Below are 22,053 nucleotides of genomic sequence, written 5' to 3' on the forward strand. Positions count from 1 at the left end.
GTCGGCACCGGCCCGGCGGCGGGCGGGGCCTCAGACCAGCAATTCGCCGTCGATCACCGTCACCGCGCCGCCGGTCAGCAGGGTGCGGTCACCGTGCAGCGCGGTGCGCACCAGCCCGGTACGGGCGGACGCCTGGAGGCCGGTGAGCTCGGTACGGCCGAACCGCGCGGACCAGAACGGCGCGAGCGCGGTGTGCGCGCTGCCGGTCACCGGGTCCTCGTCGATACCGACGGCCGGTGCGAAGACCCGGGAGACGAAGTCATAGCCGCGGGCCGGATCCTCGGCCTCGGCGGTCACGATCACGGCCCGTCCGGTCAGCCGGGCGAGCGGCGCCAGATCGGGGGCCAGGGCGCGCACGGTCTTCTCGTCGGCCACCTCCACCAGGATGTCGCCGACATGCGGTCCGGTGTCCCGGGCGGTCAGGATCCGCGCCCCGAGCGCCTCGGCCAGGGTGTCCGGCACCCGCATGCCGGTCAGTTCGGCGGTGGGGAAGTCCAGGGTGATCGTGTCGCCGTCCCCCGCGGTCGCGGACAGCACCCCGCTGAGGGTGGCGAACCGGACGGTTCCGGTCGCGATGCCCGTGGTGTGCAGGATGTGGGCGGTGGCGAGGGTGGCATGACCGCACATGCTGACCTCGGTGGTCGGTGTGAACCAGCGCAGCGCCCAGTCGGCCGCGGCCTCCTCCGGAAGGGGGTGGGCGAACGCGGTCTCGGACAGGTTGACCTCGTTGGCGATCCGCTGGAGCCGGGCGTCGTCCGGGAAGGTGCCGGTGTCGAGGAGGACGACTCCCGCGGGGTTCCCGGCGAAGGGGCGGTCGGTGAACGCGTCGACGATTCGTATACGCATGGCTCGACCGTAGGCAGGTTCCGGCGGTGTCGACCATGGCCAATATGCGCGGTGTGGCCTGGGCGAGTGATATCGGTGCCTTGCCATGCGATCGGTTCCGATATATCGTCGAAGCATCGTGATGGATCGACGATGAAAGGAGCGTCACGATGCGTACCCAAGGACACCGACAAGGACATTGCGGACCCGGCCACCGGGGCCGCGGCGACGGCGAGGAGCGGCGCGCGGCCTTCGGCCCGTTCGGCCCGCCCTTCGGCGGCCCTCCGTTCGGGGGTCGTGGCCGGGGCGGACCCGGCGGCAGGGGGCCGCGGGGCCGGGCGCGGCGCGGCGATGTGCGCGCCTCGATCCTCGCTCTGCTGAAGGACCGCCCGATGCACGGTTACGAGATGATCCAGGAGATCGCCGAGCGCAGCGGAGGCGCGTGGAAGCCGAGCCCCGGCTCGGTCTACCCGACCCTCCAGTTGCTCGAGGACGAGGGACTCATCAGCAGTGAGAGCGAGGGGGGCAAGAAGCTGTTCGCGCTCACCGAAGAGGGCCGCACCGAGGCCGGCGCCGGAGCGCAGGCCCCCTGGGAGGAGGCCGGCCGCGGCGTCGACTGGGAGGCGATGCAGGAGATCCGGCAGGCCGGGTTCGGTCTGATGGAGGCGTTCGGACAGGTCTGGAAGACCGGTACGGCCGAGCAGCGCAAGAAGGCCGTCGCCATCATCAACGAGTCGCGCAAGCGGATGTATCTGATCCTCGCCGAACAGGACGACGAGGGCGGCGAGGGCGATGACCGCGCCGCGAGCGGTGAGAGCTGATGCCGTAGGGGGGATACGCGGGCCGGCGGGGGCCCGGGCCGATGGGCTTCGGCTCCCGTCAGTCGTCCGTGGCCGGGGCTCTCGGACGACCGGGCGGCCGGGAGGCCGGGAGACCGGGGGTCTTTCAGGTGACCAGGGTGCCCAGCCGGCTCAGGGACTCCTCGAGCGCGGCGGTCGCCGACGCCGTGAGCTTCGCGGCCATCAGGGACACCGCGCCCCCGGTGAACTGCCCGTCGATGCGCATCGTCGTGGCATCGCCGTCCGGGGTGAGCGTGTAGCGCATCTGGAGGTTCACCCCCATCGGGCCCTTGCCCCGGGTGGCCAGCACCCGCGCCGGTTCGCACGCCTCCACGGTCCAGCTCACCTCGGCGGGAAAGCCCATGAGCTTCATGTTCTCCGAGTACGTGGCCGCCACGTCGAGGCGCTCGGGACCGCCCTGCGGAAAGCCGGTGTGGGTGGCGTTCCACCGTGCGTGTGTGGAGAAGTCCGTCAGGGTGGCCCAGATCCGCTCGGCCGGTGCCTCGATACGTGACTGCGCGCTGACCTCGGCCATGGGGTGATCCCTTCGGTGCGCGGTAGCGGCCGCTACGCCGGGCGCCGCGGCTCGGGTGCCCCGGCGGCATCGCGCACCGTAGTCCCGGGGGCCTCAACCCTCAAGCCTGATGGAGTGTCAGATCCGGACGTCCCGGCGACGGCCGGGCGCCGCCGCGGGGACAGCCACCGACGGGCGGGCGGACGCTCCAGCAGCCGGTCCACATGCTCCCGGCGCAGCCCGCGCCCCGGTTCGACCGGCAACAGCAGCCGGTCCCGGCGCCAGCGGGAACGTCGTACCAGCCGGTCCGGCATGACGTCGTCCACCCAGGCGAAGGGGCGGCCCGCGGCGAACCGCAGGATCGGCGCCCACTTCCGGCCGGTCAGCAGCTCGAGGGCGGGCAGTTTGGGGTCGCCGGGCTGGTCCCGGTAGCCGCTGAACTCCACGACCGGCAGCACCGGCAGTTCCAGGAGTGGCGCGATATGGCGGTTGGCCTCGTGCTCCCAGGTCGTCGCCCACACCAGGTCATAGCGTTCCGACAGCTCACGCAGCCAGTCGGCGTGGGTCGCCGAGAGCAGGACGGTGAAGTCGAGGATGTCGTACCCGGTGAACCCCTCGGCGGGCAGCACCGGGTTGAGCACCCCGTCGATGTCCAGGAACAGCAGCGGCCGGTCGGTCATCGGACTCCTTCACTGCGGCGCCGGGTGGCGGAAAGGCGCGGTTGCTTCTCAGGGACGTCCGGTGGCCGGGTGGCGGTTGCAGTGCCGCGCACGCCGTCCTCCCCGAACCCCTCCTCCCCGAGGAGGAGATCCGGTCATCGGTGCCCAACTACGGTGGGATGCGCACATGCTTCCCGACGAGGATGCTCCGACCCCTCGGGGACTGATGGGGTGAGAGCGTGCAAAGTCCTACCGTTTCCAGCGGCGCGACCGCCGCCGGGATCGAGGACCGGCTCGGCGGCCGGCTGACCGCCGTGGTCGCCGGTGCCCGCCGACGGGCGTTCCGCGACGGCGACCGGCATATCGACACCGCCCATCTGCTGCACTCCCTGGTCGAGTCCGACCCGCGGGTGCATGACGCGTTCGCGGGGGGACCGCCGCAGGTGGTGCGGCTGCTCGGCTATCTGGTGCAGCGCACCATCGGCTACGGCCTGCGGTGGAGCCGCACGGTCGAGGAACCGGGCACTGGTCCGGTGGCGGCCGCGGCGGAGCGCGACGGCGCCGAGGCGTCCGCGGCACCGGGCCGGTCCGCCCCCCGCTGGTCACCGTCCGCGGCGGTCGTCCTGGAGGCGGCGGTCCGGCGGGCGGCCGCGCGCGGTGCGGTGTACGCAGACGGCCCCGACCTCTTCGCGGCGCTCCTCCATGACCCCGGCTGCCGGGCGGTGGAGGTGCTGCGCCGCTCGGGGGTGGAGGTGGAGCTCCTGGTCATGGCCGTGGAGGGGAGCATCTGCCAGCAGTCAACGGGATGACGGTCCTGACCGGAGCTGACATGATGTCCCGGTGCACGAATCGCAAGGTCAGAGTGGGAATCAGGAACGGAACGCGGCGCTGGGGCTCGCCCTGGCGTCGGCTCTCGCGTTCGGCGGGTCGGGGGTGGCCGCCAAGCCGCTGATCGAGGCGGGGCTCGAACCGCTCCAGGTCACCTGGCTGCGGGTGATGGGTGCCGCCCTGGTGATGCTGCCCCTGGCCTGGCAGCACCGCCGACTGCTCACCCGGCGCCCGGGCTTGCTGTTCGGCTTCGGCCTGCTGGCCGTCGCCGGGGTGCAGGCGTGTTTCTTCGCCGCGCTCTCGCGCATCCCCGTCGGTGTCGCCCTGCTCGTGGAGTACCTCGCGCCCGCCCTGGTGCTGGGGTGGGTCCGGTTCGTCCAGCGCCGACCGGTCAGCCGGGCAGCGGCGGTCGGTGTCGTGCTGGCCGTCGGCGGACTGGCATGTGTGGTGGAGGTGTGGGCCGGGCTCAGCTTCGACGCCGTCGGACTGCTGCTCGCCCTCGGCGCGGCCTGTTGCCAGGTCGGCTATTTCGTCCTCTCCGACCACGGAAGTGACGGTCAGGACCCGGCCGATCCGCTCGGCGTCATCGCCTACGGTCTCCTCATCGGCGCCGCGATGCTGACCGTCGTGGGCCGTCCCTGGCAGATGGACTGGTCGGTGCTGACCGGCCGGGCCGATCTGGGCGGCGCCCGGGTGCCGGCGATCCTGCTGCTGGCGTGGATCGTGCTGGTCGCCACCGTCGTCGCCTACCTCACCGGCGTCCTGTCGGTGCGGCGGCTCTCCCCGCAGGTGGCCGGGGTGGTCGCCTGTCTGGAGGCGGTCATCGCCACCGTGCTCGCCTGGGTGCTGCTGGACGAACACCTGGGGGCCGTCCAGGTCGTGGGCGGTGCGGTGGTGCTGGCGGGCGCGCTGATCGCCCAGACCTCGGCGCCGAAGGCGGCGCCCCCCGAACCGGTGGCGACATCCGGCCCCCTGCCGGAAGGCGCCGGTCGGCACGTTCCGACGGAGGACCCGACACGGCGCTGACGGTCCGCCGTGTGCCGGGCGCGTACGTGCGCCCCGGGTGAGACGTTTTGCGAGGTCGGCCCGCGAGCCGGGTGTGTGCGATGTGCCCGCGGGGCGGGTATCCGTGCGGTGCGCCCTCATGGGGCCGTTCGCGAGTCGGGCGGCTATGGCGTGCGCTGGTGTGCCGGGGTCGACCAGGTGCGCCCGCGTTACTGGGCGTCGTTCGGCGTCTCCGCGGTTCGCCCGCGGACCGGCGTCCGTGGGGTCCGCCCGCGTGTCGGCCCGGCCGAGGATTCACGAGCTTCGCCCGTGCTGTCGGGCGTCTGCGAGGTCCGTCCTGCGGTCTGGGGTGCGCGTCCACGGGGTGGGCCCGCCTGTCGGTGTGTGTGAGGTCTGCCGCGAGTGGGGGGGGCGTCTACGAGGCACGCTCCGCTCCGGGCGTCCAGGAGGCTTGCCCGTGGACGTGGCGTCCGTCATGTGGCCTGGTCCGGACTGGTGTCCGGGGTATGGGTTAGCATCCCGGCATGCGACTCACCGTGCTGCCCCCTCCCGCCGTCTGACGCGGGCTGCCGCCGCCGTGGAGCCGGGACCGGGGAATGATCCCCGGCCGACCGGCCGGTTCCGGCGTGCGATGCCACCGAGGGTTCCGGCAGACGACGGCCGCGCCCGCTGACGGCCGATTCCGGTCCGGCGAGCGCATCCCACCGATCGGTCCTGCCGGTTCACCACCGGACCCCGCGATGACGCCCGGACCGTCCCGGGCGCGTCCCGGCCGCCCGCATACGGAATGACGCGATCCGATTCATGTCTTCCGCGGGAGAACTCCTCGTGCTGCACACCCTTTCGCCGTCCCCTGCCCTGCCCGTGGGCAGAGGGCTGTTCTACGTCATCGTCGCCGCCACCGCCTGGGGCACCGCCGGTGCCGCCGCCGCGCTGCTCTACGGCGCCAGCGGGCTCGGGCCCCTCGCACTGACCTTCTGGCGGGCGGTGGGCGGGTGCGTCCTGCTGCTGGCCGTCCGCGCGTCGCGGGCGCGCCGCCGCGCCGGGCGGGCCGGCATCCCACGCCCGGCCGAGGCGCCACGGCGCCGGGCGGTGCGGATCCTGGTCACCGGGGTCGGGCTGACGGTCTTCCAGGGCGCCTACTTCGCCGCCGTCGAGGCGACCGGACTCGCGGTCGCGACCGTGGTGACCCTCGGTGCCGCACCGGTGATGGTGGCGCTGGCCGGGCGGGTGACCATGGGCGAACGCCTGGGCGCCGGCGGCGCGCTGGCCGTCGCGGGCGGGCTCGGCGGGCTGCTGGTGCTGGTGCTCGGCGGTGACGGAGCGGGGACCGTACGGCCCGCGGGGGTCGCCCTGGCCCTGCTGTCCGCCGCCGGTTACTCCCTCACCACCCTCTACGCCCGCCACCTCGGCAGCCGTGGCGCGGCGGTCGACCCGTACCGCACCACGCTGGAGTCGTTCGCCGTCTGCGCGGTGCTGCTGCTGCCGTTCGCCGCCGCGGAGGGGCTGTGGCCGCATACGCAGGACCTGGTCCGCACGCTCGCGCTGATGGTCTACATCGCCGCGGTGCCCACCGCCCTCGCGTACGGGCTGTACTTCGCGGGGCTCGCCGTGCTCCGCGCCACCACGGTCACGGTGATCACGCTCATCGAACCGGTGACGGCCGCGGTCATCGCCGTGGTGCTGCTGGGGGAGCGGCTGACCGCCGCGACCGTGACCGGTACGGCTGTCCTGCTCGGCGCCGTCGCCGCGCTGGCCGTGACCGAGGCGCGCACCGGCTCCCCGGCGGGCTGACACGCCGGGGAGCCCGGTGCGGTCGGGCGCTACCCGCCCCGGCGCGCGGGGGCCATGGTCACTGCGCGCCGGAGGTGGTGCTCCCGTACCGCCGCGTCACCGGGGGCGGCGCGCTCGGCGAGCCCGGCCGCGGTGCGCCGGCGCGCCGACTCCGGTTTATGGCTGCCGTACTTGAACTTGGCCCGGACCTCGGACACCACCAGCCGCAACCCCCGGATCCCCGGCAGCAGCCGCCCGTACGGCGCCTCGCCGGGGGCGACCGGGCCGTGGTCGCCCGCCGGGTGGAAGTATCCGAGCTGGGCGCGCAGCAGGGCCGCCTTCTCCTCCGGGTCGTCCACGATCTCCGCGGTGCAGCGCAGTTGGACGGCGGCGTAGAAGCTGGTGGGCGTTCCGTGTTCGGGCGGCACCCCGTCGGGCGCCTGCCACGGGGCGGGGATGAAGGCGTAGTCGCCGACCACGCTCAGCAGCACCGACGGGTTCGCCTCCAGGGCGGACCACAGCGGATTGGGGCGGGCGAGGTGGGCGGCCACCTCGCCGCGCTCCGCGTCGTAGGCGAAGTGCAGTGGCTGCGCGAACGGGGGTTCACCGGGCGGGCCGTTGACCACGAGCTGGCCGAAGTCGTGGTCGGCCAGCCACTCCTGCCACTCGGCGTCGTCGTGCGGGGCGTCCCAGGGGTGGATCAGCATGCGCCGGACTCCTTCCCGGCGGTCAGTGCCGGGTGAGGTAGCCGGGCACGGGAGTGCCCGGTGCGAGGTCGTCGGCGGGCACCGGTGTGCCGTAGCCGCTGGTGACCGGCAGTACCCCGCTCCAGTAGGGGAGCGCCAGGTCCTCGGCGTCATCGCTGGGTCCACCGGTACGGATCTTGGCGGAGACCTCGGCGAGATCGAGCCGCAGTACGGCGGTGGCAGCCAGCTCCTTGGCGTTCGCGCGGCGGGAGTCGGCGGCGCGGCCGGGCAGGACGTGGTCCACCAGCGCGTCGAGGGCGGCGGCGCGCTCCTCGGCGTCGAGGACCGGGCGGGCGGTGCCGTGCACCACCACCGAGCGGTAGTTGATCGAGTGGTGGAACGCCGAGCGGGCCAGCACCAGACCGTCCACATGGGTCACGGTCAGACACACCGCAAGACCCGGCTCCCCGTCGTCCGGCCGCTCCGCCGCGTTCCGCAGCGGACGGGAGCCGGTCGAACCGTGGACGTAGAGGCTTTCGCCGACCCGTCCGTAGAGGGTCGGCAATACGACGGGCGCGCCGTCGCGTATGAAGCCCAGATGGCAGACGCAGCCCGCGTCGAGGATGGCGTGCACCACCTCGCGGTCGTACGAGGCGCGCTCGCGGGCGCGGGTCGGCACGGTCCGGTCGGTGGTCGCGTAGGCGTCCTGCGCGGTGGGCGCGGTCATTTGCGTCCTCCATTGCACTAGTGCAAAATACGGTTTGTGCTAGGAGAATATCCGATCGAAGGTCGGCGCGCAGCCGAGATCGCGGCCAGTGTGGAGCGCGCGGTCGGCACCGGCGCGCTGGGGCCCGGGCAACTCCTCCCGCCGCTGCGGCAGTTGGCCGAGCAGCTCGGGGTCAATCCCAATACCGTTGCGGCCGCCTACCGCGTCCTGCGGGAACGGGGGGTGATCGAGACGGCGGGCCGCCGGGGGAGCCGGGTGCGCCCGCGCCCCGCCAGCACGCCCCGTGAGTGGATCCGGGTCGAGGCCGCGGGCGCCCGTGACCTGGCCACGGGCAACCCCGACCCCGCGCTGCTGCCCCCGCTCGGCGAGGCGCTCGCGGCGGCCGCGGCCCGCGCGGCGAAGCATCCGACGCTCTACGGCGCGCCGGAGGTCGCCCCGGAACTCGCCGAACGGGCTCGTGCCGCGCTCGACGCCGACGGTGTGCCGGGCGGACCCGTCGCCGTCACCTCCGGTTCGCTCGACGCCATCGAGCGGGTGCTCACGGCCCATCTCCGGCCCGGTGACGCGGTCGCGGTCGAGGACCCGGGCTGGGGCAGTCTGCTCGACATCATCCCGGCGCTGGGGCTGCGCGCCGTGCCCGTCGGGGTCGACGACGACGGACCGCTGCCCGAGGAGGTCGAACGGGCGCTGCGCCAGGGCGCGCGGGCGCTCGTGGTCACCGACCGGGCGCAGAATCCGACCGGTGCGGCGATCGGCGCCGCGCGCGCCCGTGAGCTGCGGAAGGTGCTCGCCGGGCATCCCCGGGTGCTGCTGATCGAGGACGACCACGGCCACGGCATCGTGGACCTGCCGCTGCATCCGCTCGCGGGCGGTACCGACCACTGGGTGCTGGTCCGCTCCACCGCCAAGGCGTACGGACCCGATCTGCGGCTCGCCGTGCTGACCGGCGACGACGTCACGCTGGACCGGGTGCGCGGGCGGCAGCGGCTCGGACCGGGCTGGGTCAGCCATCTGCTCCAGGAGACGGTGCTCTGGCTGTGGCGCGGGGACGCGGTGGACCCGAAGGCGGTCGCGGCGTCGTACGGCGAGCGGCGCGAGGCGCTGGTGCGAGCGCTGCGGGAGCGGGGGATCGCCGCGCACGGCCGCAGCGGGATGAACGTATGGGTGCCGGTGGCCGACGAGACGGGCGCGGTGGCCCGGCTGCTCCAGGCGGGCTGGGCGGTCGCGCCCGGCGCGCGTTTCCGGGTGGCGTCACCGCAGGGGGTGCGGCTGACGGTCTCGCCGCTGGCCCCGGCGGACATCGGCCCCGTCGCGGACGCGGTGGCGGCGGCGACGGGACCGGCCCCGGCGGGTCGCTATGACTGAGCGGGCGGCGCGGGCCGCGGCCGTCACCCCTTGATGATGGCCCGGCGCTCCCGGCGCGGCCCGTGCCGTCCGCTCTGGGTCAGCGCCGCGCCGATGAGCACCACCAGCGCTCCCACCGGTGTGTTCCAGCTGAGGTGTTCGCCGAGGATCGCCACACCGGCGGCGGTGGCGATCACCGGGACGAAGTACGTCACCATCATGGCGGTCGTCGGGCCGACCTCCTCCACCAGGCCGTACTGGATCAGGAACGCCACGCCGGTGCCCAGTGCGCCGAGGGCGAGCACCGACAGCAGCGGCAATGCGGGGAACGAGTGGGGCGTCCTCGCGAACACCGGCGCGACCACGGCGAGCTGGACGGTGCCCAGGAGGAGCTGGGTGCCGGACATCGACAGGTGCGAGGCGCCCGTACCGACCAGGGTGCGGCGGACGTGACTCCAGCCCACCGCGTAGCTCGCCGAGGCGACGAGGGCCAGCACGGTGCCGAGCGGGTCCTGCCCGGAGAAGCCCTGCCAGGCGCCGAGTACGATCAACACGCCGATGAAACCGACTCCGAGGCCCGCGACCCGCTGCCGGGTCGGCCGGTCGTCGGAGACCACGACCACCGCGAGCAGCATGGCCCACAGCGGCGATGCCGCGTTGCAGATGCCCGCCAGGGTCGAGGGGATGGTCAGCTCGGCATAGGCGAACAGCGAGAACGGAAGGGCGTTGAGAAGGAAGGCGGAGACCGCCAGGTGCCCCCACACCCGTCCGCCGCGCGGCAGCCGCTCCCGCTTCACCGCCAGGACCGCGAACAGCACCGCCGTGCCGAACAGCATCCGCCCCAGCGTGACGTAGAGCGGTGCGAACGCCTCGTTGCCGACCTTGATGAACAGGAAGCTGAAACCCCAGATCAGCGAGAGCACCCCGAACCGGATCCGCCAGTCGAGCAGCGGGCGGCGCGGGGCGGGTGAGGCGGGGGAGAGGTCCGGGACCACCGGGGCGGGAGCGGTGGTCGGGGCGGGAGCTGTGGTCATGGCAACACCTTGAGGGACCTGAACCTCTTAGAACAAGCGAGATTTTGTGCCAGGCGTCGCGTAGCATTGCTTACATGATGAACCTGGATCGCCTACGGACCCTCCACGCCGTGGCCCGCCACGGCTCCGTGAGCGGCGCGGCCGAAGGGCTGCACGTCACCACCTCCGCCGTCTCCCAGCAGCTTTCGAAGCTGGAGCGGGAGACCGGTCAGCAGCTCCTCGCCAAGAACGGCCGAGGAGTGCGTCTGACCGACGCCGGGAGACTCCTCTCCGACCATGCGGCGCGCATCCTCTCCCAGGTGGAGCTGGCCCAGTCGGACCTGGAGGCCCAGCGCGGACACGCGGTGGGCGAGCTGCTGCTCGGTGCCTTTCCCACGGCGGTCCGCGGGCTGTTCCCCGAGGCGCTGGCCCGGATGCGCACCGAACACCCCCAGCTTCGCGCCCGGCTCCAGGAGATGGAGCCGGACGAGTCGGTGCCCGCGGTGGTGCGCGGGGACATCGACGTCGCGGTGGTCCTGGACTGGTACAACAAGCCGCTGCCGGTGCCCGACGGGCTGGTCAAGGCGCCGCTGATGGACGATCCGGTGGATGTGGCCATGCCCGCGGACCACCCGTTCGCCGACCGGCTCTCGGTCGAGCCCGAGGACTTCGTCGAGGACGAGTGGATCTCCTGGCCGCAGGGCGGGTTCTGCTACGACTGGCTGATGGTGACCCTGCGCAGCAAGGGCATCGAGCCCCGGGTCCGGCACACCGCCCGGGAGCACCACACCCAGCTTGCGCTGATCGCCGCCGGGCTCGGGGTCGCCGTGGTGCCCCGGCTGGGCCGCGGCCCGGTGCCGTCGGGAGTGCGGATGGTCCCGGTCAGCCCGCCCACCATGCTGCGCCATATCTACGCGATCTGGCGGGCCGACGCCGACCGCAGGCCCTCGATCCGCGCGGCCGTCGAGGTGCTGCGCTCGGTGGGGGAGAAGATCGGCGACTGACCGCGCGGCGGGGCGGGCCCGGCCCGTCCGGGCCCGTCGAGCGGCCGCTCAGCCCGCGCGCTCCGGCCGGTCGCCGGAAGCGCTTCCCGGCCGGTCGTCCGAAGCCCCCGGCCGGTCGCCGGGGAGCTTGCGGAAGTCCCAGGACACGACCGTCTCCGGGACCAGCCGCAGCCATGCGTGGCGCCCGTCGTACGGCATGGTGTCCAGACCGAAGTACTTCGCGGCGAACAGCCGCTCCGGCGTGTCGAGTTCAGGACACGGCGCGCCGGAGCGCGGGGCCTCGCCGACGGCCACCGCCTCTCCGGACAGCTCCGCGCCGCGCAGTTCCCCGTAGTCGTGTCCGTCGTCGACGACCACGGCGATCCGCGGATCGCGGCGCGCCTGGGCCCAGCGGCGGCTGCGGGTGAGGGAGTACAGCCACAGCGCGGTGCCGTCCCAGCCGAACCACAGCGCGCTCACATGCGGCCGCCCGTCCGCGCCCACCGTCGCCACCCGGCACACCCGCTGCTCGGTGAGGAAGGCATCCAGCTCGTCCCGGGTCATCATGATGCGGCGGCCCCGCCGCTGGGTGACGGCCATCCGTTCCGGCACCTCCCTGGCTGATGTGGTGCGGCACAGGATGGGGGCTCTTCCTTCCACACGCAAGGGCCGCTAGCCTCCCGCGCCGTGACCCCACTGCCATCCGAACCACCCCGGCGGACAGCCGGACCGGCCGGACCACTGCGGCCCGCACACTGCGCGCTGCTGACCGTGGAGTGCCAGCGCGGAGTCGTGGGACCGGACAGCGCGCTGCCCGAACTGGCCGCCGCGGCACGGGAGTCCGGGGCACTCGGGCGTGTCGCCCGGCTGGTCTCGGCCGCCCACGACACGGGCGTACCGGTGCTGCACGCGGTGGCCGAGCGGCGCGCCGACGGACGCGGCGCCAGCCGTAACGCCCGGCTGTTCCGGGCTGCCGAGCGGCTGCCGGTCCAGCAACTCGCCGGGAGCGAGGCGGTCCGCATCGCCGAGCCGATCCCGGTCGCGGACCAGGACTTCGTGGTGCGACGGCTGCACGGGCTGTCGCCGATCGCCGGGACCGAAGTGGACGCGCTGCTGCGCAATCTGGGCTGCCGCACCCTGGTCATCTGCGGGGTGTCGGCCAATGTGGCCATCCCCAACGCCGTCTTCGACGCCGTCAACCTGGGCTACACGGCGGTGGTGCCGGAAGACGCGATCGCCGGGGTGCCCGCCTCGTACACCCCGGCGATGGTCCGCAACACCCTCTCCCTCGTGGCCGCCGTCACCACGACCGACGAGGTGATCTCCGGCTGGAGCGGATGAGCCGTCCGGCGGACGGGCTCAGGCCATCCAGATGGAGCTTCCCTGCACCTTGATCTGCGCCCCGGGCAGCGCCTTGGTGGCGGGGCCGCCCTTGACGCTGCCGTCGGTGATGTCGAACTTGCTCTGGTGGCAGGGGCAGTTGATGGTTCCGCCGGTCACATCGCCGACCGAGCAGCCCGCATGGGTGCAGACCGACGAGAACGCCTTGAACTCACCGGCCTTCGGCTGCGTCACCACGACCTTGTGATCCTTGAAGATCATGCCTCCGCCCTCGGGGATCTGGGACGTCTTGGCCAGCTCCATCCCGTCGCCCCCGCTGTCGCCGTCGGCGCCGCCCGTCCCACTGCTGTCACCGGCGTCGGACCCGCCGCCCTGCGACGGCTGTCCGGCGCCCGCGTCCTGCGCACTGCCCCCGCCCTGCTGGTCCGACCCGCCGTCGTCGCTGCCACAGGCGGTGAGCGCCGCGGCGAGTCCGGCGGCTCCCGCGGCCGAGACGACGGCGCGACGGGTGGAGCCCCGCCCGGTGATGGCCGGCTGCGTCATGGTGGTGCCTCCTGTCAGGGGGACGATTGGCCCTTCCATACGGAACGGGCGGTCCCCTTGTTCAGTCGGCGAGTCCGGGCGCGAGTTCGGCCAGCGCCTCCCGGAGGAAGTCGAGCTGGAAGCGGAGAAGGTGCTCGGTGACCGCCTCGTCCGTCGGCACATGGCCCGCGCCGGGCAGCGGCAGCACCCGGTGCGGACGTCCGGCGGCGAGCAGCTCGGCGGAGAACCGCAGCATATGGGCGGGGGCCACGTTGTCGTCCGCGAGCCCGTGGATCAGCAGCAGCGGACGGCGCAGTTTATGGGCGTGGCCGAGCAGGGAGTTGCGCGCGTAGTTCTCCGGCTCCTCGTCCGGGTGGCCGAGGAACCGCTCCTCCCAGTGGGTGTCGTACAGCCTCCGGTCGGTCGGCGCGGCGCCCGCGATCGCGGCGTGCACGACATCGGGATGGTGCAGCACCGCCGCCGCGGCCAGCGCGCCGCTGAACGACCAGCCGCGCATCGCGACACGCCCGAGGTCCAGATCCGGGCAGTGCCGGGCGGCCTCGCGCAGCGCGTCGAACTGGTCCTGGAGCACCGGGCCGAACCGGTCGCCGCGGATCGCCTTCTCCCAGGCCGGACCACGCCCCGGCGTGCCCCGGCCGTCGGTGACCAGCACCGCGAAGCCGTGCTCGGCGAACCACTGCGACACACACGCCCACCAGGCACGGGCACGCACCACCTGCTGAGCCCCCGCCCCGGCGTAGGGATCGAGCAGCACCGGCAGCTTCCGCGCGCCCGGTTCGTACCAGGACGGCAGATACAGCGCGGCGCGCAGGGCGCGCTCACCGAGCCGGAGCTGCCGCGGCGCGACCGCGAGCCCCGGATCCTCGGCGAGCGAGCCGATCCGGCCGGCCGGCGCGCCGTCCCGCAGCACGGTCACCGAGCCGCCGCCGGGGGTGAGGCTCGCCAGCACCGCGGTCGGTCCGCCGATCGCGCCGTGGTGCGTCCCGGGTTCCGCACTGATCCGCAGGAAGCCGTCGGCGGGGTCGTAGGCCCACAGATGGCACTCGGTCGGCTCCTCGCACGCGGTGAACAGCACCCGCTCCCCATCCACCCCGAGCACCTCGTGGACCTGGAGCCCCGACGGGGACAGCGCCTCCCCGATCCGCAGCCCGCGCGTGTCGTCCCGTTCCACCACCCCGACCGACACGCCGGAGGCGGTACGGGCCGGGGTGCCGGGCACCAGCTGCACCCAGGCCGGATCGCGCCGCTCGTCCAGTGGCCGGGTCGCCCCGGTGACGGGGTCCACCGCCAGGGTGCGCACCGTGCGCTGGTCCCGGCTCTGCACGGTGACCATCGGCCCGTGCGCGTCCCAGCGCGCGTCCACGACGTACTCGAAGGCCGCGCGGTCCCAGTCGACCTCGGTCCGCCGTCCGTCGACGGTCACCAGATGCAGCGTCACCTCCGCGTTGGCGGTGCCCGCCGCCGGATAGCGCAGCGCACGCGGCTTCCGGGACGGATCCGAGGGATCGGTGAGGTAGCGGACGGCCACCGCCCTCGGATCGGTCCGCGCGACGAGCAGGGCGTCGCCGTCCGGTGCCCACCAGTGGCCGCGCAGCCGTCCGATGGACTCGGCGGAGACGTAGTCGGACAGCCCGTAGGTCACCTCGGGCTCCTCCGGTACGGCCAGCGGCCGGTCCCCGGTCCCGTCGAGGCCGACCACATGCAGCGCACCGCCCGTCACATAGGCGATCAGCCGTCCGTCGGGGGAGGGACGCGGGTCGGTCACCGGACCGGCGGCCGTGACCGGGAACGGCGCGCCGCCGTCGGTGCGCACCGCCCACAGCGCCCCGCCCAGCGCGAACACCGCGACCCGCAGCTCCCGGTCGGCCGCGTAGCCGACCACGCCCTCGGAGCGCTCCCGGGCCCGCTCCCGCCGCGCCCGTTCGGCCGCCGGGACCGTACCGCCGCCCGCCAGCCGCCGCGGATCCGCCAGCAGCCGCTCGCCCCCGTCCGGGCCCGTGTCATAACTCCACAGCAGACTCACCGGATCGGTGCCGCCGCCGGTGCGGACGAACAGCACACGCTCCCCGTCCGGCGAGACGCCGAAGTGCCGTGGAACACCGAGCGCGAAGCGGCGGGTGCGGGCCAGCCGGCGCGGGAAAGCGGACACCGCGGAGGAGACGGAGGGGTCGGAGGAGGCAGCCATGCGGGGGACTATGCCATGCCGGAAATCGCGTCGCGCGCCTACGCTGGACACCCCAGGGGGGTGCAGCCTGTGGAGGTCGTGATGCGCCCCGTGTGGTCCGGTGCCGTGTCGTTCGGGCTCGTCACGATTCCGATCAAGGTGTTGCCCGCCACCGAGGACCACTCGGTGTCCTTCCGGCAGATCCACACCACCGACGGCGGCCGGATCCGTTACCGCAAGGTCTGCGAGCTGGATGAGAAGGTCCTGGAACAGGACGAGATCGGCCGGGCCTACGAGGAGAGCAAGGACCATCTCGTGCCGATCGCGGACGAGGAGCTGGACCGGCTGCCGCTGCCGACCGCGAAGGCGATCGACGTCCAGGCCTTCGTCCCCGCGGAGACACTGGATCCGATCCGCTTCGGACGCCCCTACTACCTCCAGGGTGACGGGGCCGTCGCCGCCAAGCCGTACACCCTGCTGCGCGAGGCCCTGGAGCGCAGCGCCAACGTGGCCATCGCGAAGTTCGCCTGGCACGGTCGTGAGCGGCTCGGCGCGCTGCGGGTGGTGGGCGACGCCATCGTGCTCCAGGCGCTGCACTGGCCGGATGAGATCCGCTCCAGCGAGGGACTCGCGCCGACGGGTGTGGAGCTCTCCGACTCCGAGGTCGACGAGGCGATCACCCTGATGGACGCCATCGGGGGAGCCGATGTCAGTCAGTACCGCGACCAGTACCGGGAAGCCGTCGAGGCCGTGGTCCAGGCGATGGCGGCCGGAGTGGAGCCCCCGGAGACGGAGGCACCGGCCGAGGCCGGGGGGAAGGTCGTGGATCTCATGGCCGCCCTGAAGGACAGCGTGCGCGAGGCCAGGAAGGCGCGCGGTGAGGCCCCGGACGAGACCGCGGGCGAGGGCGAGGTGCATGAGATGCCGTCGAAGCCGCCGAAGAAGAAGGCGACGGGCAAGAAGGCCGCCGCGAAGGCCGCCGCGAAGACCGCCAAGAAGGCTCCGGCGAAGAAGACGGCCAGGAAGCGGACCGCGTCCTGACGGCGGACGGCGGACGGTGGCTGCTCATCCGGCGGTGGGGCGGGGCCAGGCGGCCTCGCGCAGCAGACGCAGGCCGTTGAGGCCGACGACGACGGTGGAGCCCTCGTGTCCGGCGACGCCGAGGGGCAGCGGGAGGGTGCCGGCCAGGTCCCAGACCACCAGGGCGGTGATGAACACGCCCGCGATGACCAGGTTCTGGACGACCAGGCGCCGGGCGGTCCGGGAGAGCGACACGACGGCGGGGACGGTGGCCAGTTCGTCGCGGACGACGACGGCGTCGGCGGTCTCCAGCGCGAGGTCGGAGCCGCCCCGGCCCATGGCGATACCGCAGTGGGCGGCGGCCAGCGCGGGGGCGTCGTTGACACCGTCCCCGACGACCAGCACCCGGCGCCCCGCGGCCGCCCACTCCTGGACGGCCGCCGCCTTGTCCTGCGGCAGCAGTCCGGCCCGGACCTCGTCGATACCGACCTCGGTGGCCAACTGCCCGGCGGCGCGCTCGTTGTCGCCGGTCAACAGCACCGGGGTGCGGCCGGTCAGCCGGGTGAGTGCGGCGACGGTCGCGGCGGCGTCCGGCCGCAGCCGGTCGGCGATCCCCAGCACCCCCACGGGGACGCCGTCGCGCAGCACCGCCACGGCGGTCCGCCCGGCCTCCTCCAGTTCCCGTACCACCGCTTCCCCGGCGCCTTCGGGGAGGAGGCGGGCGGGGGAACCGACCTGGACCGCGTGGCCGTCGACGGTGGCGCCGACGCCCCGGCCGGGGGCCGAGGTGAAGCCGGCGGCGTCCGACAGGCGCAGCCCCCGTTCACGGGCGGCGTCGACGACGGCACGGGCCAGGGGGTGTTCGCTGGGGTGCTCGGCCGAGGCGGCCAGGGCCAGCAGGGCGCTCTCGTCCAGTCCGCCGCCGGGCAGCGGGCGGAGGTCGGTGACGCGGGGCGTGCCTTCGGTCAGGGTGCCGGTCTTGTCGAGGGCGACGGTGTCGATCCGGCCCAGGCGTTCCATGGCGACGGCGGACTTGGCGAGTACGCCGTGGCGCCCGGCGTTGGCGATCGCGGACAGCAGCGGCGGCATGGTGGAGAGCACCACCGCGCACGGTGAGGCGACGATCATGAACGTCATCGCCCGCAGCAGGGACGGCTGGAGCGCCGAGCCGAGGGCGAGGGGGAGTGCGAAGACGGCGAGGGTCGCGACGACCATGCCGATCGAGTAGCGCTGTTCGACCTTCTCGATGAAGAGCTGGGTGGGGGCCTTGGTCTCGGAGGCCTCCTCGACCATCTTCACGATCCGGGCGATCACCGAGTCGGAGGGGTCGCGTCCGACGCGTACCCGCAGGGCGCCGGTTCCGTTGACGGTGGCGGCGAACACCTCGTCCCCCGCCTGTTTGGCCACCGGCAGGGGTTCACCGGTGATGGTGGCCTGGTCGACCTCGCCGGTCCCGTCGACCACCGTTCCGTCGGCGCCGATCCGCTCGCCCGGGCGGACCAGGATGGTGTCCCCGACGGCGAGCCGTTCCGCGTCCACGGTCTCCTCGGTGCCGTCGGGCAGCAGCCGGGTCGCGGTGGCGGGGGCGAGGTCGAGCAGACCGCGTACGGAGTCCGCGGTCCGCGCGGTTGCCACCGCCTCCAGGGCGCCGGAGGTGGCGAAGATGACGATCAGCAGTGCGCCGTCGAGGACCTGGCCGATCGCGGCGGCGCCGAGCGCCGCGACGACCATCAGCAGGTCCACGTCCAGCGTCCGGTCCCGGAGCGCCTTCAGCCCCTCCCACCCCGGCTCCCAGCCGCCGGTGACGTAGGTGGCGGCGAACAGCGTCCCCCACAGCCAGCCCGGTGCCCCGAACGCGTACAGCGGGAGGGCGAGCAGGAACAGTGCCAGGGCGGCGAGCGCCCACCGGGCCTCCGGCAGCGCCAGGAGGCGCGTACGACGGCGCGGCGAGACGGCTCGCGCACCGCCGACGGGTGGCGCGGCCTGCTGGTCCAGGACGGAAGACATGACGGAGCAACCCTTCGCGGGGCGGACGGGGTGACGGCGTCCACCGTACAGGAACATCTGAACAGGTCTTCAGTTGTCGTCGCTATCATGACCGCATGGGCCATGGACGCGACGCCACCAGCAGTGCCACCACCCGCGAACGCCTGGACGCGGTGGGCACCGCCGATGTCGCCGCCACCCTCCAGGCCCTGGCCACCCCCTCCCGGCTGCGCATCCTGGCCCGGCTCCAGGAGGGCCCCTGCGCGGTGGGCGACCTCGCGGACGCCGTCGGCATGGAAGCCTCGGCCTGCTCCCACCAGTTGCGCCTGCTGCGCAACCTCGGTCTGGTCACCGGCGAGCGGCACGGGCGCTCGATCGTCTACGCCCTCTACGACGACCATGTCGCCGAACTCCTCGACCAGGCCCTCTACCACGTCGAACATCTGCGCCTCGGGGTGCGCGACATGCCGGGGGAGCGACTCCGGCCCGATTCCGTGTAGCTGTCGCCGCCCGGGTGTCCGGGAAGGGCGGTGCGACGCGCCTCAGCCGCCGGGCGAACCGTCCTGCTGGATCAGGTTCCGGAGCTGGCGGCGCCCGGAGATGACGAGCTTCTGGTACACGTGGCCGAGGTGGTACTCGACCGTCTTGCTGCTGATGAACAGCTTGGCGGCGATCTCCCGGTTGGTCAGCCCGCGGCCGACGAGCAGGGAGATGTCACGTTCGCGGCCGGTCAGTCCGGACAGCGCGGCCCCGGCCGAATGGGGCCGGGCGGCGGGCCAGTCCGCGAAGTCGTCCCGGTAGCGCAGGAGGAACGGCTGCGCCCCCAGCGCCGCGAAGAGGTCACGGGCCTCGGTGAAGCGCGCGGCCGCCCGGTGGTGCTCCCCGGCATGGGCCAGCAGCCGACCGTGACCGTGCGCCAGCAGCGCCCGGTGCAGGGGCGGATCATCGGCGCAGGCGGGGGCGGCGAGCGCCGCTTCGAAGGTGTCACGGGCCCGCCTGGCGTCCCCGCGCGCCTGGGACAGCCGGCCCGAGAGCCATGCCACCGCGAGCCGCAGCGAGGGCGCCTCCTCGCCCAGCGCCGCCAGGGAGGTCATGGCGGGAGCGGCCTTGTCCAGGTCGCCACCGGCGATCAGGGCCTCGACGAGCAGCGGGCGCCACCAGGTCTGGAACGCCAGCGGACCCGCGTCGGGACGGGCCCCGAGGACCGCCCGCAGCGCGGCGAGCACGGTGGGGTGGTCGCCCCGGGCCTGCGCCAGTACGGCGTTCCCGAGGGCGGCCAGCGGCACTCCGTAGTCAGGTCCCATCTCCCTGGACCACCGGTACGAGCGCTCCACCAGTTCCCGGGCCCGCTGCCACTGTCCGCGTCCGGAGGGCACCCATGACGCGATGGAGTAGGCGTACGAGAACGCCCAGGGCTTCTCCTCGGCGTCGGCGATGGCCAGCGCGTGGTCGGCGCTGATCGCGGCCTCGTCCCAGAGGCCGAGGAGGTACTGCGAGGCGGCGAGATTGGCGTAGGTGAACTCCGAGGTCACGGCGGAGCCTTGGGTACGCGCGGTGTCCAGGGCCGCGGCGAGCTCATGCTGTGCGTCGGCCAGGTCCCCGGCCCACATCTGGAGCATGCCGCGGTAGGCGCGCTGGAGGGCCTGGTCCGCGGCGGAGCGCGGACTGCCGGGCGGGGCCACGGTGTTGTACTCGCCCAGGGCCGCGCGTGCCCCGTCGGCGTAGGCGCGGGCCAGTCCCAGGCTGCCGGCCGCCCACGGCGCCAGTTGTGGCTCCAGGCGGTCGATCGCCAGCACGTCCCGGAGCACCGGCACGGCCTTCGCGCCGTGGCCGTCCACGACGTGCTTGATGCCGAGCCAGGTACCCGCCATGGCGGGCACGAACTCCGTACCGGGTTCGGCCGGACGGGCCTCCAGCGCCTCCCTCAGCAGCTCCGCGGCGCCGGGAGTGCCGCGGGGTGTTCCGTAGCCGCCCAGCACCAGGCTGCGCAGCGGGGACGGTCCGGCTGCCTCGATCCTCGTCAGGAGCGCTTCCACGCGCAGGTACTGCTGGGCCCACAACAGGCGTGCGGCCGCTGTGAGCAGCAGACGCTCCTGCTCCCGCCGGGGGAGCGCCACCTCCGAGGCCCACAGCAGGAGGTTCGCGGCCCGCACCGCCTCGCCCGCCGAGTCGTACTCCCCGGCGGCCCGTTCGAGCTCACCGGCGAGCCGGGGGTCGGCGCCGTGCGTGGCCGCGACCCGGTGCGACCAGGACGCGGCGCGATCGACGAGGGTGGCCGCGGTCGCGTGCAGCGCCCGCAGCCGGTCGGGCGGGGTGGCGCCCATGATGGCCTCCCGCTGCAACGCATGGGCGATCGCGACCGGGGTGGACGGCCGGTGGGGCCACCAGCGCACGATGCCGTGCCGCAGCAGGGGCGCGAGCGCCGCGTCGGGCTCCGCGACGGAGGCGACGCGCGCGGCCGTGGCCAGGGGTGCCGGGCCGCCCAGGACGGCGATGCCCTCGATCAGGGCGCGCGCCGCACCGGGCAGGGCCTCCAACTGCCGCCGCAGGGCCTGGACCAGGGAGGTCGGCACCGGCAGGGCGTCCCGCCCGTCGGCCGCCCCCTCCAGTGAGACCTCGGTGAGCAGCGTCCGGAGGTACAGCGCATGGCCGCCGGTGTGCTCCCGCAGCCGCTCGGCCGTTCCGCTGCCGACGGGACGCCCGTAGACCAGCCCGGCCAGCTCGGCCACCTCGGCGACACCGAGCCCGGTCAGATTCAGCTCGCAGTTGTGCGGCATACGGGCGATGAGGCGGTGCAGATCCAGCCCGCCGGCCCGGCCGGGCTCCGTATCGCTGCGGGCCAGCAGCACGGTGAGGACCGCGTCGGCCTCCAGGCGGCGCAGTACGAAGCCCAGCGTCTGGGCCGAGGGCTGATCGGCCCACTGGACATCGTCGACGATCATCACCACCGGTCCGCCGCCCTGGAGCTCACCGAGGAGTCCCAGCAGTTCGGCGCCCACCTGGAACGGCTCCGAGGCCGCCGGGATCGCCCCCGCGAGCAGCGGGAACCGCTCCAGGAGCACCGCCGGCACCCGGGACGTGAGCTGCCCGATCATGCCGAAGGCCAGATCCTCCTCGGAGGTGTCACAGGTGGCTCGGAGCACCGGGAAGCCCTCCGGCGCGAGCCCCTCCAGCCAGCGGCGGACCAGCGCGGTCTTCCCGATCCCCGCCGGGCCCTGGACGAGCACGCTCGACGCCTTGCCGGAGCGCGCTTCGCGCAGACATGTGTGCATGCGCTCCAGCTCAGGGGCGCGCCCCACGAAGGCGGTGTCGGCGGCGGCAGCCATCGCGGCACCTAGTGCCGGGCGAGTGGACGCTGCGCGTCAGCGCTCCGGGGGGCCTGTGGCGGCAAGGCGACAACTCCCTCATCGTGTGATGGGCGTCCCGGTCCCGGGGCTCCGGTCCAAGATCTCAGCCTACGCCCCGGCCCTCCGCACGCCCACCGTATGGCCCGGCGCCGGACCGCGTTCCCCGGGCCCGCCGCGGCGTATCGCCCGGTGTCCGCGCACCGGGGGAAAATCACTGATGGCACCGTCGATGTCTCGGATAGCTTGAGGAAATGCTTTCCGAAGTCACGGCCACCCGCTATGTCACGCCCTTGCGTGAGGGCGGGTCGCTCCCCGGCATCGTCGAGGCCGACGATCTCGGTACCTACGTCATGAAGTTGTCTCCCTCGGGGCGCTGACCTGCATCGATTGCCTCAGAGAGCCGTCTGAGCTGCGGCTTTGCATCTTTCCGGGGCTTTCATCGTGCGGCAGATTTGC

The 22,053-nt window shown here is 73.7% G+C and carries 20 protein-coding genes and 1 pseudogene; 10 read left to right on the forward strand and 11 right to left on the reverse strand.

Features of this window, described 5'->3' with window-relative positions; translation table 11 throughout:
- Positions 1-30: 30 nt before the first annotated feature.
- Positions 31-846 (reverse strand): PhzF family phenazine biosynthesis protein, encoded by an 816-nt coding sequence (locus NMK44_RS38910; RefSeq protein WP_254752405.1) that lies wholly within the window; start codon positions 844-846, stop codon positions 31-33.
- A gap of 149 nt (positions 847-995) precedes the next feature.
- Between NMK44_RS38910 and NMK44_RS38915 the strand changes: the two genes are divergently transcribed.
- The gene (locus NMK44_RS38915) at positions 996-1,646 is read left to right on the forward strand and encodes a PadR family transcriptional regulator (protein ID WP_254752407.1); all 651 of its coding nucleotides are present in this window, start codon (positions 996-998) and stop codon (positions 1,644-1,646) included.
- 124 nt (positions 1,647-1,770) lie between these two features.
- On the opposite strand, the gene NMK44_RS38920 is transcribed toward NMK44_RS38915, so the two are convergent.
- Together NMK44_RS38920 and NMK44_RS38925 are read right to left on the reverse strand one after the other, a co-directional pair.
- Entirely contained in the window at positions 1,771-2,199 is a 429-nt protein-coding gene (locus NMK44_RS38920; protein ID WP_254752409.1) for a type II toxin-antitoxin system Rv0910 family toxin, read from the reverse strand.
- 32 nt (positions 2,200-2,231) lie between these two features.
- Positions 2,232-2,858, reverse strand: a complete 627-nt coding sequence (locus NMK44_RS38925) for an HAD domain-containing protein (protein ID WP_254752411.1) — start codon at positions 2,856-2,858, stop codon at positions 2,232-2,234.
- A 218-nt stretch (positions 2,859-3,076) separates the two neighbouring features.
- On the opposite strand from NMK44_RS38925, the gene NMK44_RS38930 reads away from it, so the two are divergent.
- The 3 genes from NMK44_RS38930 to NMK44_RS38940 all read left to right on the forward strand — a co-directional run bounded on the left by NMK44_RS38930 (position 3,077) and on the right by NMK44_RS38940 (position 6,464).
- Positions 3,077-3,646: a Clp protease N-terminal domain-containing protein gene (locus NMK44_RS38930; RefSeq protein ID WP_254752413.1), complete on the forward strand. Its 570-nt coding sequence runs from the start codon at positions 3,077-3,079 to the stop codon at positions 3,644-3,646.
- Positions 3,647-3,677: 31 nt separating this feature from the next.
- Positions 3,678-4,691, forward strand: a complete 1,014-nt coding sequence (locus NMK44_RS38935; protein WP_254752415.1) for an EamA family transporter — start codon at positions 3,678-3,680, stop codon at positions 4,689-4,691.
- 783 nt (positions 4,692-5,474) lie between these two features.
- Positions 5,475-6,464 carry a DMT family transporter gene (locus NMK44_RS38940; protein ID WP_254752417.1) on the forward strand — a complete coding sequence of 330 codons (990 nt, stop codon included), beginning with the start codon at positions 5,475-5,477 and terminating at the stop codon, positions 6,462-6,464.
- A 29-nt stretch (positions 6,465-6,493) separates the two neighbouring features.
- Here the strand turns inward: NMK44_RS38940 and NMK44_RS38945 are convergent, their stop codons facing one another.
- Both NMK44_RS38945 and NMK44_RS38950 read right to left on the reverse strand, forming a co-directional pair.
- Positions 6,494-7,150, reverse strand: coding sequence for an FMN-binding negative transcriptional regulator (locus tag NMK44_RS38945; protein WP_254752419.1), 657 nt, complete (start codon positions 7,148-7,150; stop codon positions 6,494-6,496).
- A 22-nt stretch (positions 7,151-7,172) separates the two neighbouring features.
- Positions 7,173-7,856, reverse strand: a complete 684-nt coding sequence (locus tag NMK44_RS38950) for a pyridoxamine 5'-phosphate oxidase family protein (RefSeq protein WP_254752421.1) — start codon at positions 7,854-7,856, stop codon at positions 7,173-7,175.
- Between the two features lie 36 nt (positions 7,857-7,892).
- Here NMK44_RS38950 and NMK44_RS38955 point away from each other — a divergent pair, with 36 nt between their 5' ends.
- Positions 7,893-9,221 (forward strand): aminotransferase class I/II-fold pyridoxal phosphate-dependent enzyme, encoded by a 1,329-nt coding sequence (locus NMK44_RS38955; protein ID WP_254752423.1) that lies wholly within the window; start codon positions 7,893-7,895, stop codon positions 9,219-9,221.
- A 23-nt stretch (positions 9,222-9,244) separates the two neighbouring features.
- Here the strand turns inward: NMK44_RS38955 and NMK44_RS38960 are convergent, their stop codons facing one another.
- On the reverse strand, positions 9,245-10,234 hold the full coding sequence (locus NMK44_RS38960; RefSeq protein ID WP_254752425.1) for a DMT family transporter: 990 nt from the start codon (positions 10,232-10,234) through the stop codon (positions 9,245-9,247).
- A gap of 74 nt (positions 10,235-10,308) precedes the next feature.
- Between NMK44_RS38960 and NMK44_RS38965 the strand changes: the two genes are divergently transcribed.
- Positions 10,309-11,217, forward strand: a complete 909-nt coding sequence (locus NMK44_RS38965; RefSeq protein ID WP_254752427.1) for a LysR family transcriptional regulator — start codon at positions 10,309-10,311, stop codon at positions 11,215-11,217.
- A gap of 48 nt (positions 11,218-11,265) precedes the next feature.
- Here the strand turns inward: NMK44_RS38965 and NMK44_RS38970 are convergent, their stop codons facing one another.
- Positions 11,266-11,796 carry a pyridoxamine 5'-phosphate oxidase family protein gene (locus NMK44_RS38970; RefSeq protein ID WP_254752429.1) on the reverse strand — a complete coding sequence of 177 codons (531 nt, stop codon included), beginning with the start codon at positions 11,794-11,796 and terminating at the stop codon, positions 11,266-11,268.
- 96 nt (positions 11,797-11,892) lie between these two features.
- Here NMK44_RS38970 and NMK44_RS38975 point away from each other — a divergent pair, with 96 nt between their 5' ends.
- Positions 11,893-12,537, forward strand: coding sequence for a cysteine hydrolase family protein (locus NMK44_RS38975; RefSeq protein ID WP_374215407.1), 645 nt, complete (start codon positions 11,893-11,895; stop codon positions 12,535-12,537).
- An 18-nt stretch (positions 12,538-12,555) separates the two neighbouring features.
- Here the strand turns inward: NMK44_RS38975 and NMK44_RS38980 are convergent, their stop codons facing one another.
- Together NMK44_RS38980 and NMK44_RS38985 are read right to left on the reverse strand one after the other, a co-directional pair.
- Positions 12,556-13,080 carry a Rieske (2Fe-2S) protein gene (locus NMK44_RS38980; protein ID WP_254752431.1) on the reverse strand — a complete coding sequence of 175 codons (525 nt, stop codon included), beginning with the start codon at positions 13,078-13,080 and terminating at the stop codon, positions 12,556-12,558.
- Between the two features lie 61 nt (positions 13,081-13,141).
- Positions 13,142-15,265 (reverse strand): S9 family peptidase, encoded by a 2,124-nt coding sequence (locus NMK44_RS38985; RefSeq protein ID WP_254752433.1) that lies wholly within the window; start codon positions 15,263-15,265, stop codon positions 13,142-13,144.
- A gap of 81 nt (positions 15,266-15,346) precedes the next feature.
- Between NMK44_RS38985 and ku the strand changes: the two genes are divergently transcribed.
- Complete coding sequence (ku, locus tag NMK44_RS38990) at positions 15,347-16,285, forward strand: non-homologous end joining protein Ku (protein ID WP_254752435.1); 939 nt, start codon at positions 15,347-15,349, stop codon at positions 16,283-16,285.
- A gap of 24 nt (positions 16,286-16,309) precedes the next feature.
- On the opposite strand, the gene NMK44_RS38995 is transcribed toward ku, so the two are convergent.
- A complete protein-coding gene (locus NMK44_RS38995; protein WP_254752437.1) occupies positions 16,310-18,271 on the reverse strand; it encodes a heavy metal translocating P-type ATPase in 1,962 nt (653 codons plus the stop codon).
- A gap of 95 nt (positions 18,272-18,366) precedes the next feature.
- On the opposite strand from NMK44_RS38995, the gene NMK44_RS39000 reads away from it, so the two are divergent.
- Positions 18,367-18,750 (forward strand): ArsR/SmtB family transcription factor, encoded by a 384-nt coding sequence (locus NMK44_RS39000; RefSeq protein ID WP_254752439.1) that lies wholly within the window; start codon positions 18,367-18,369, stop codon positions 18,748-18,750.
- A 42-nt stretch (positions 18,751-18,792) separates the two neighbouring features.
- Here NMK44_RS39000 and NMK44_RS39005 read toward each other — a convergent pair whose 3' ends face one another.
- Positions 18,793-21,576: an ATP-binding protein gene (locus tag NMK44_RS39005; protein ID WP_254752441.1), complete on the reverse strand. Its 2,784-nt coding sequence runs from the start codon at positions 21,574-21,576 to the stop codon at positions 18,793-18,795.
- A 272-nt stretch (positions 21,577-21,848) separates the two neighbouring features.
- Between NMK44_RS39005 and NMK44_RS42305 the strand changes: the two are divergent.
- Positions 21,849-21,971 (forward strand): annotated as a pseudogene (locus NMK44_RS42305) (HipA family kinase); the annotation flags it as partial.
- Positions 21,972-22,053: the final 82 nt, after the last annotated feature.

Origin of the sequence: Streptomyces cucumeris (genome assembly GCF_024295805.1) — a bacterium.
In the GTDB taxonomy this organism is placed as follows: Bacteria; Actinomycetota; Actinomycetes; order Streptomycetales; family Streptomycetaceae; genus Streptomyces; species Streptomyces cucumeris.

Excerpts from the sequence above, each read along its gene's own strand:
- NMK44_RS38910 (WP_254752405.1), bottom strand. The coding sequence starts at position 846 with ATGCGTATACGAATCGTCGACGCGTTCACCGACCGCCCCTTCGCCGGG.
- NMK44_RS38915 (WP_254752407.1), top strand. The coding sequence starts at position 996 with ATGCGTACCCAAGGACACCGACAAGGACATTGCGGACCCGGCCACCGG.
- NMK44_RS38920 (WP_254752409.1), bottom strand. The coding sequence starts at position 2,199 with ATGGCCGAGGTCAGCGCGCAGTCACGTATCGAGGCACCGGCCGAGCGG.
- NMK44_RS38925 (WP_254752411.1), bottom strand. The coding sequence starts at position 2,858 with ATGACCGACCGGCCGCTGCTGTTCCTGGACATCGACGGGGTGCTCAAC.
- NMK44_RS38940 (WP_254752417.1), top strand. The coding sequence starts at position 5,475 with ATGTCTTCCGCGGGAGAACTCCTCGTGCTGCACACCCTTTCGCCGTCC.
- NMK44_RS38945 (WP_254752419.1), bottom strand. The coding sequence starts at position 7,150 with ATGCTGATCCACCCCTGGGACGCCCCGCACGACGACGCCGAGTGGCAG.
- NMK44_RS38950 (WP_254752421.1), bottom strand. The coding sequence starts at position 7,856 with ATGACCGCGCCCACCGCGCAGGACGCCTACGCGACCACCGACCGGACC.
- NMK44_RS38960 (WP_254752425.1), bottom strand. The coding sequence starts at position 10,234 with ATGACCACAGCTCCCGCCCCGACCACCGCTCCCGCCCCGGTGGTCCCG.
- NMK44_RS38965 (WP_254752427.1), top strand. The coding sequence starts at position 10,309 with ATGATGAACCTGGATCGCCTACGGACCCTCCACGCCGTGGCCCGCCAC.
- NMK44_RS38970 (WP_254752429.1), bottom strand. The coding sequence starts at position 11,796 with ATGGCCGTCACCCAGCGGCGGGGCCGCCGCATCATGATGACCCGGGAC.
- NMK44_RS38980 (WP_254752431.1), bottom strand. The coding sequence starts at position 13,080 with ATGACGCAGCCGGCCATCACCGGGCGGGGCTCCACCCGTCGCGCCGTC.
- NMK44_RS38985 (WP_254752433.1), bottom strand. The coding sequence starts at position 15,265 with ATGGCTGCCTCCTCCGACCCCTCCGTCTCCTCCGCGGTGTCCGCTTTC.
- ku (WP_254752435.1), top strand. The coding sequence starts at position 15,347 with ATGCGCCCCGTGTGGTCCGGTGCCGTGTCGTTCGGGCTCGTCACGATT.
- NMK44_RS38995 (WP_254752437.1), bottom strand. The coding sequence starts at position 18,271 with ATGTCTTCCGTCCTGGACCAGCAGGCCGCGCCACCCGTCGGCGGTGCG.
- NMK44_RS39000 (WP_254752439.1), top strand. The coding sequence starts at position 18,367 with ATGGGCCATGGACGCGACGCCACCAGCAGTGCCACCACCCGCGAACGC.
- NMK44_RS39005 (WP_254752441.1), bottom strand. The coding sequence starts at position 21,576 with ATGGCTGCCGCCGCCGACACCGCCTTCGTGGGGCGCGCCCCTGAGCTG.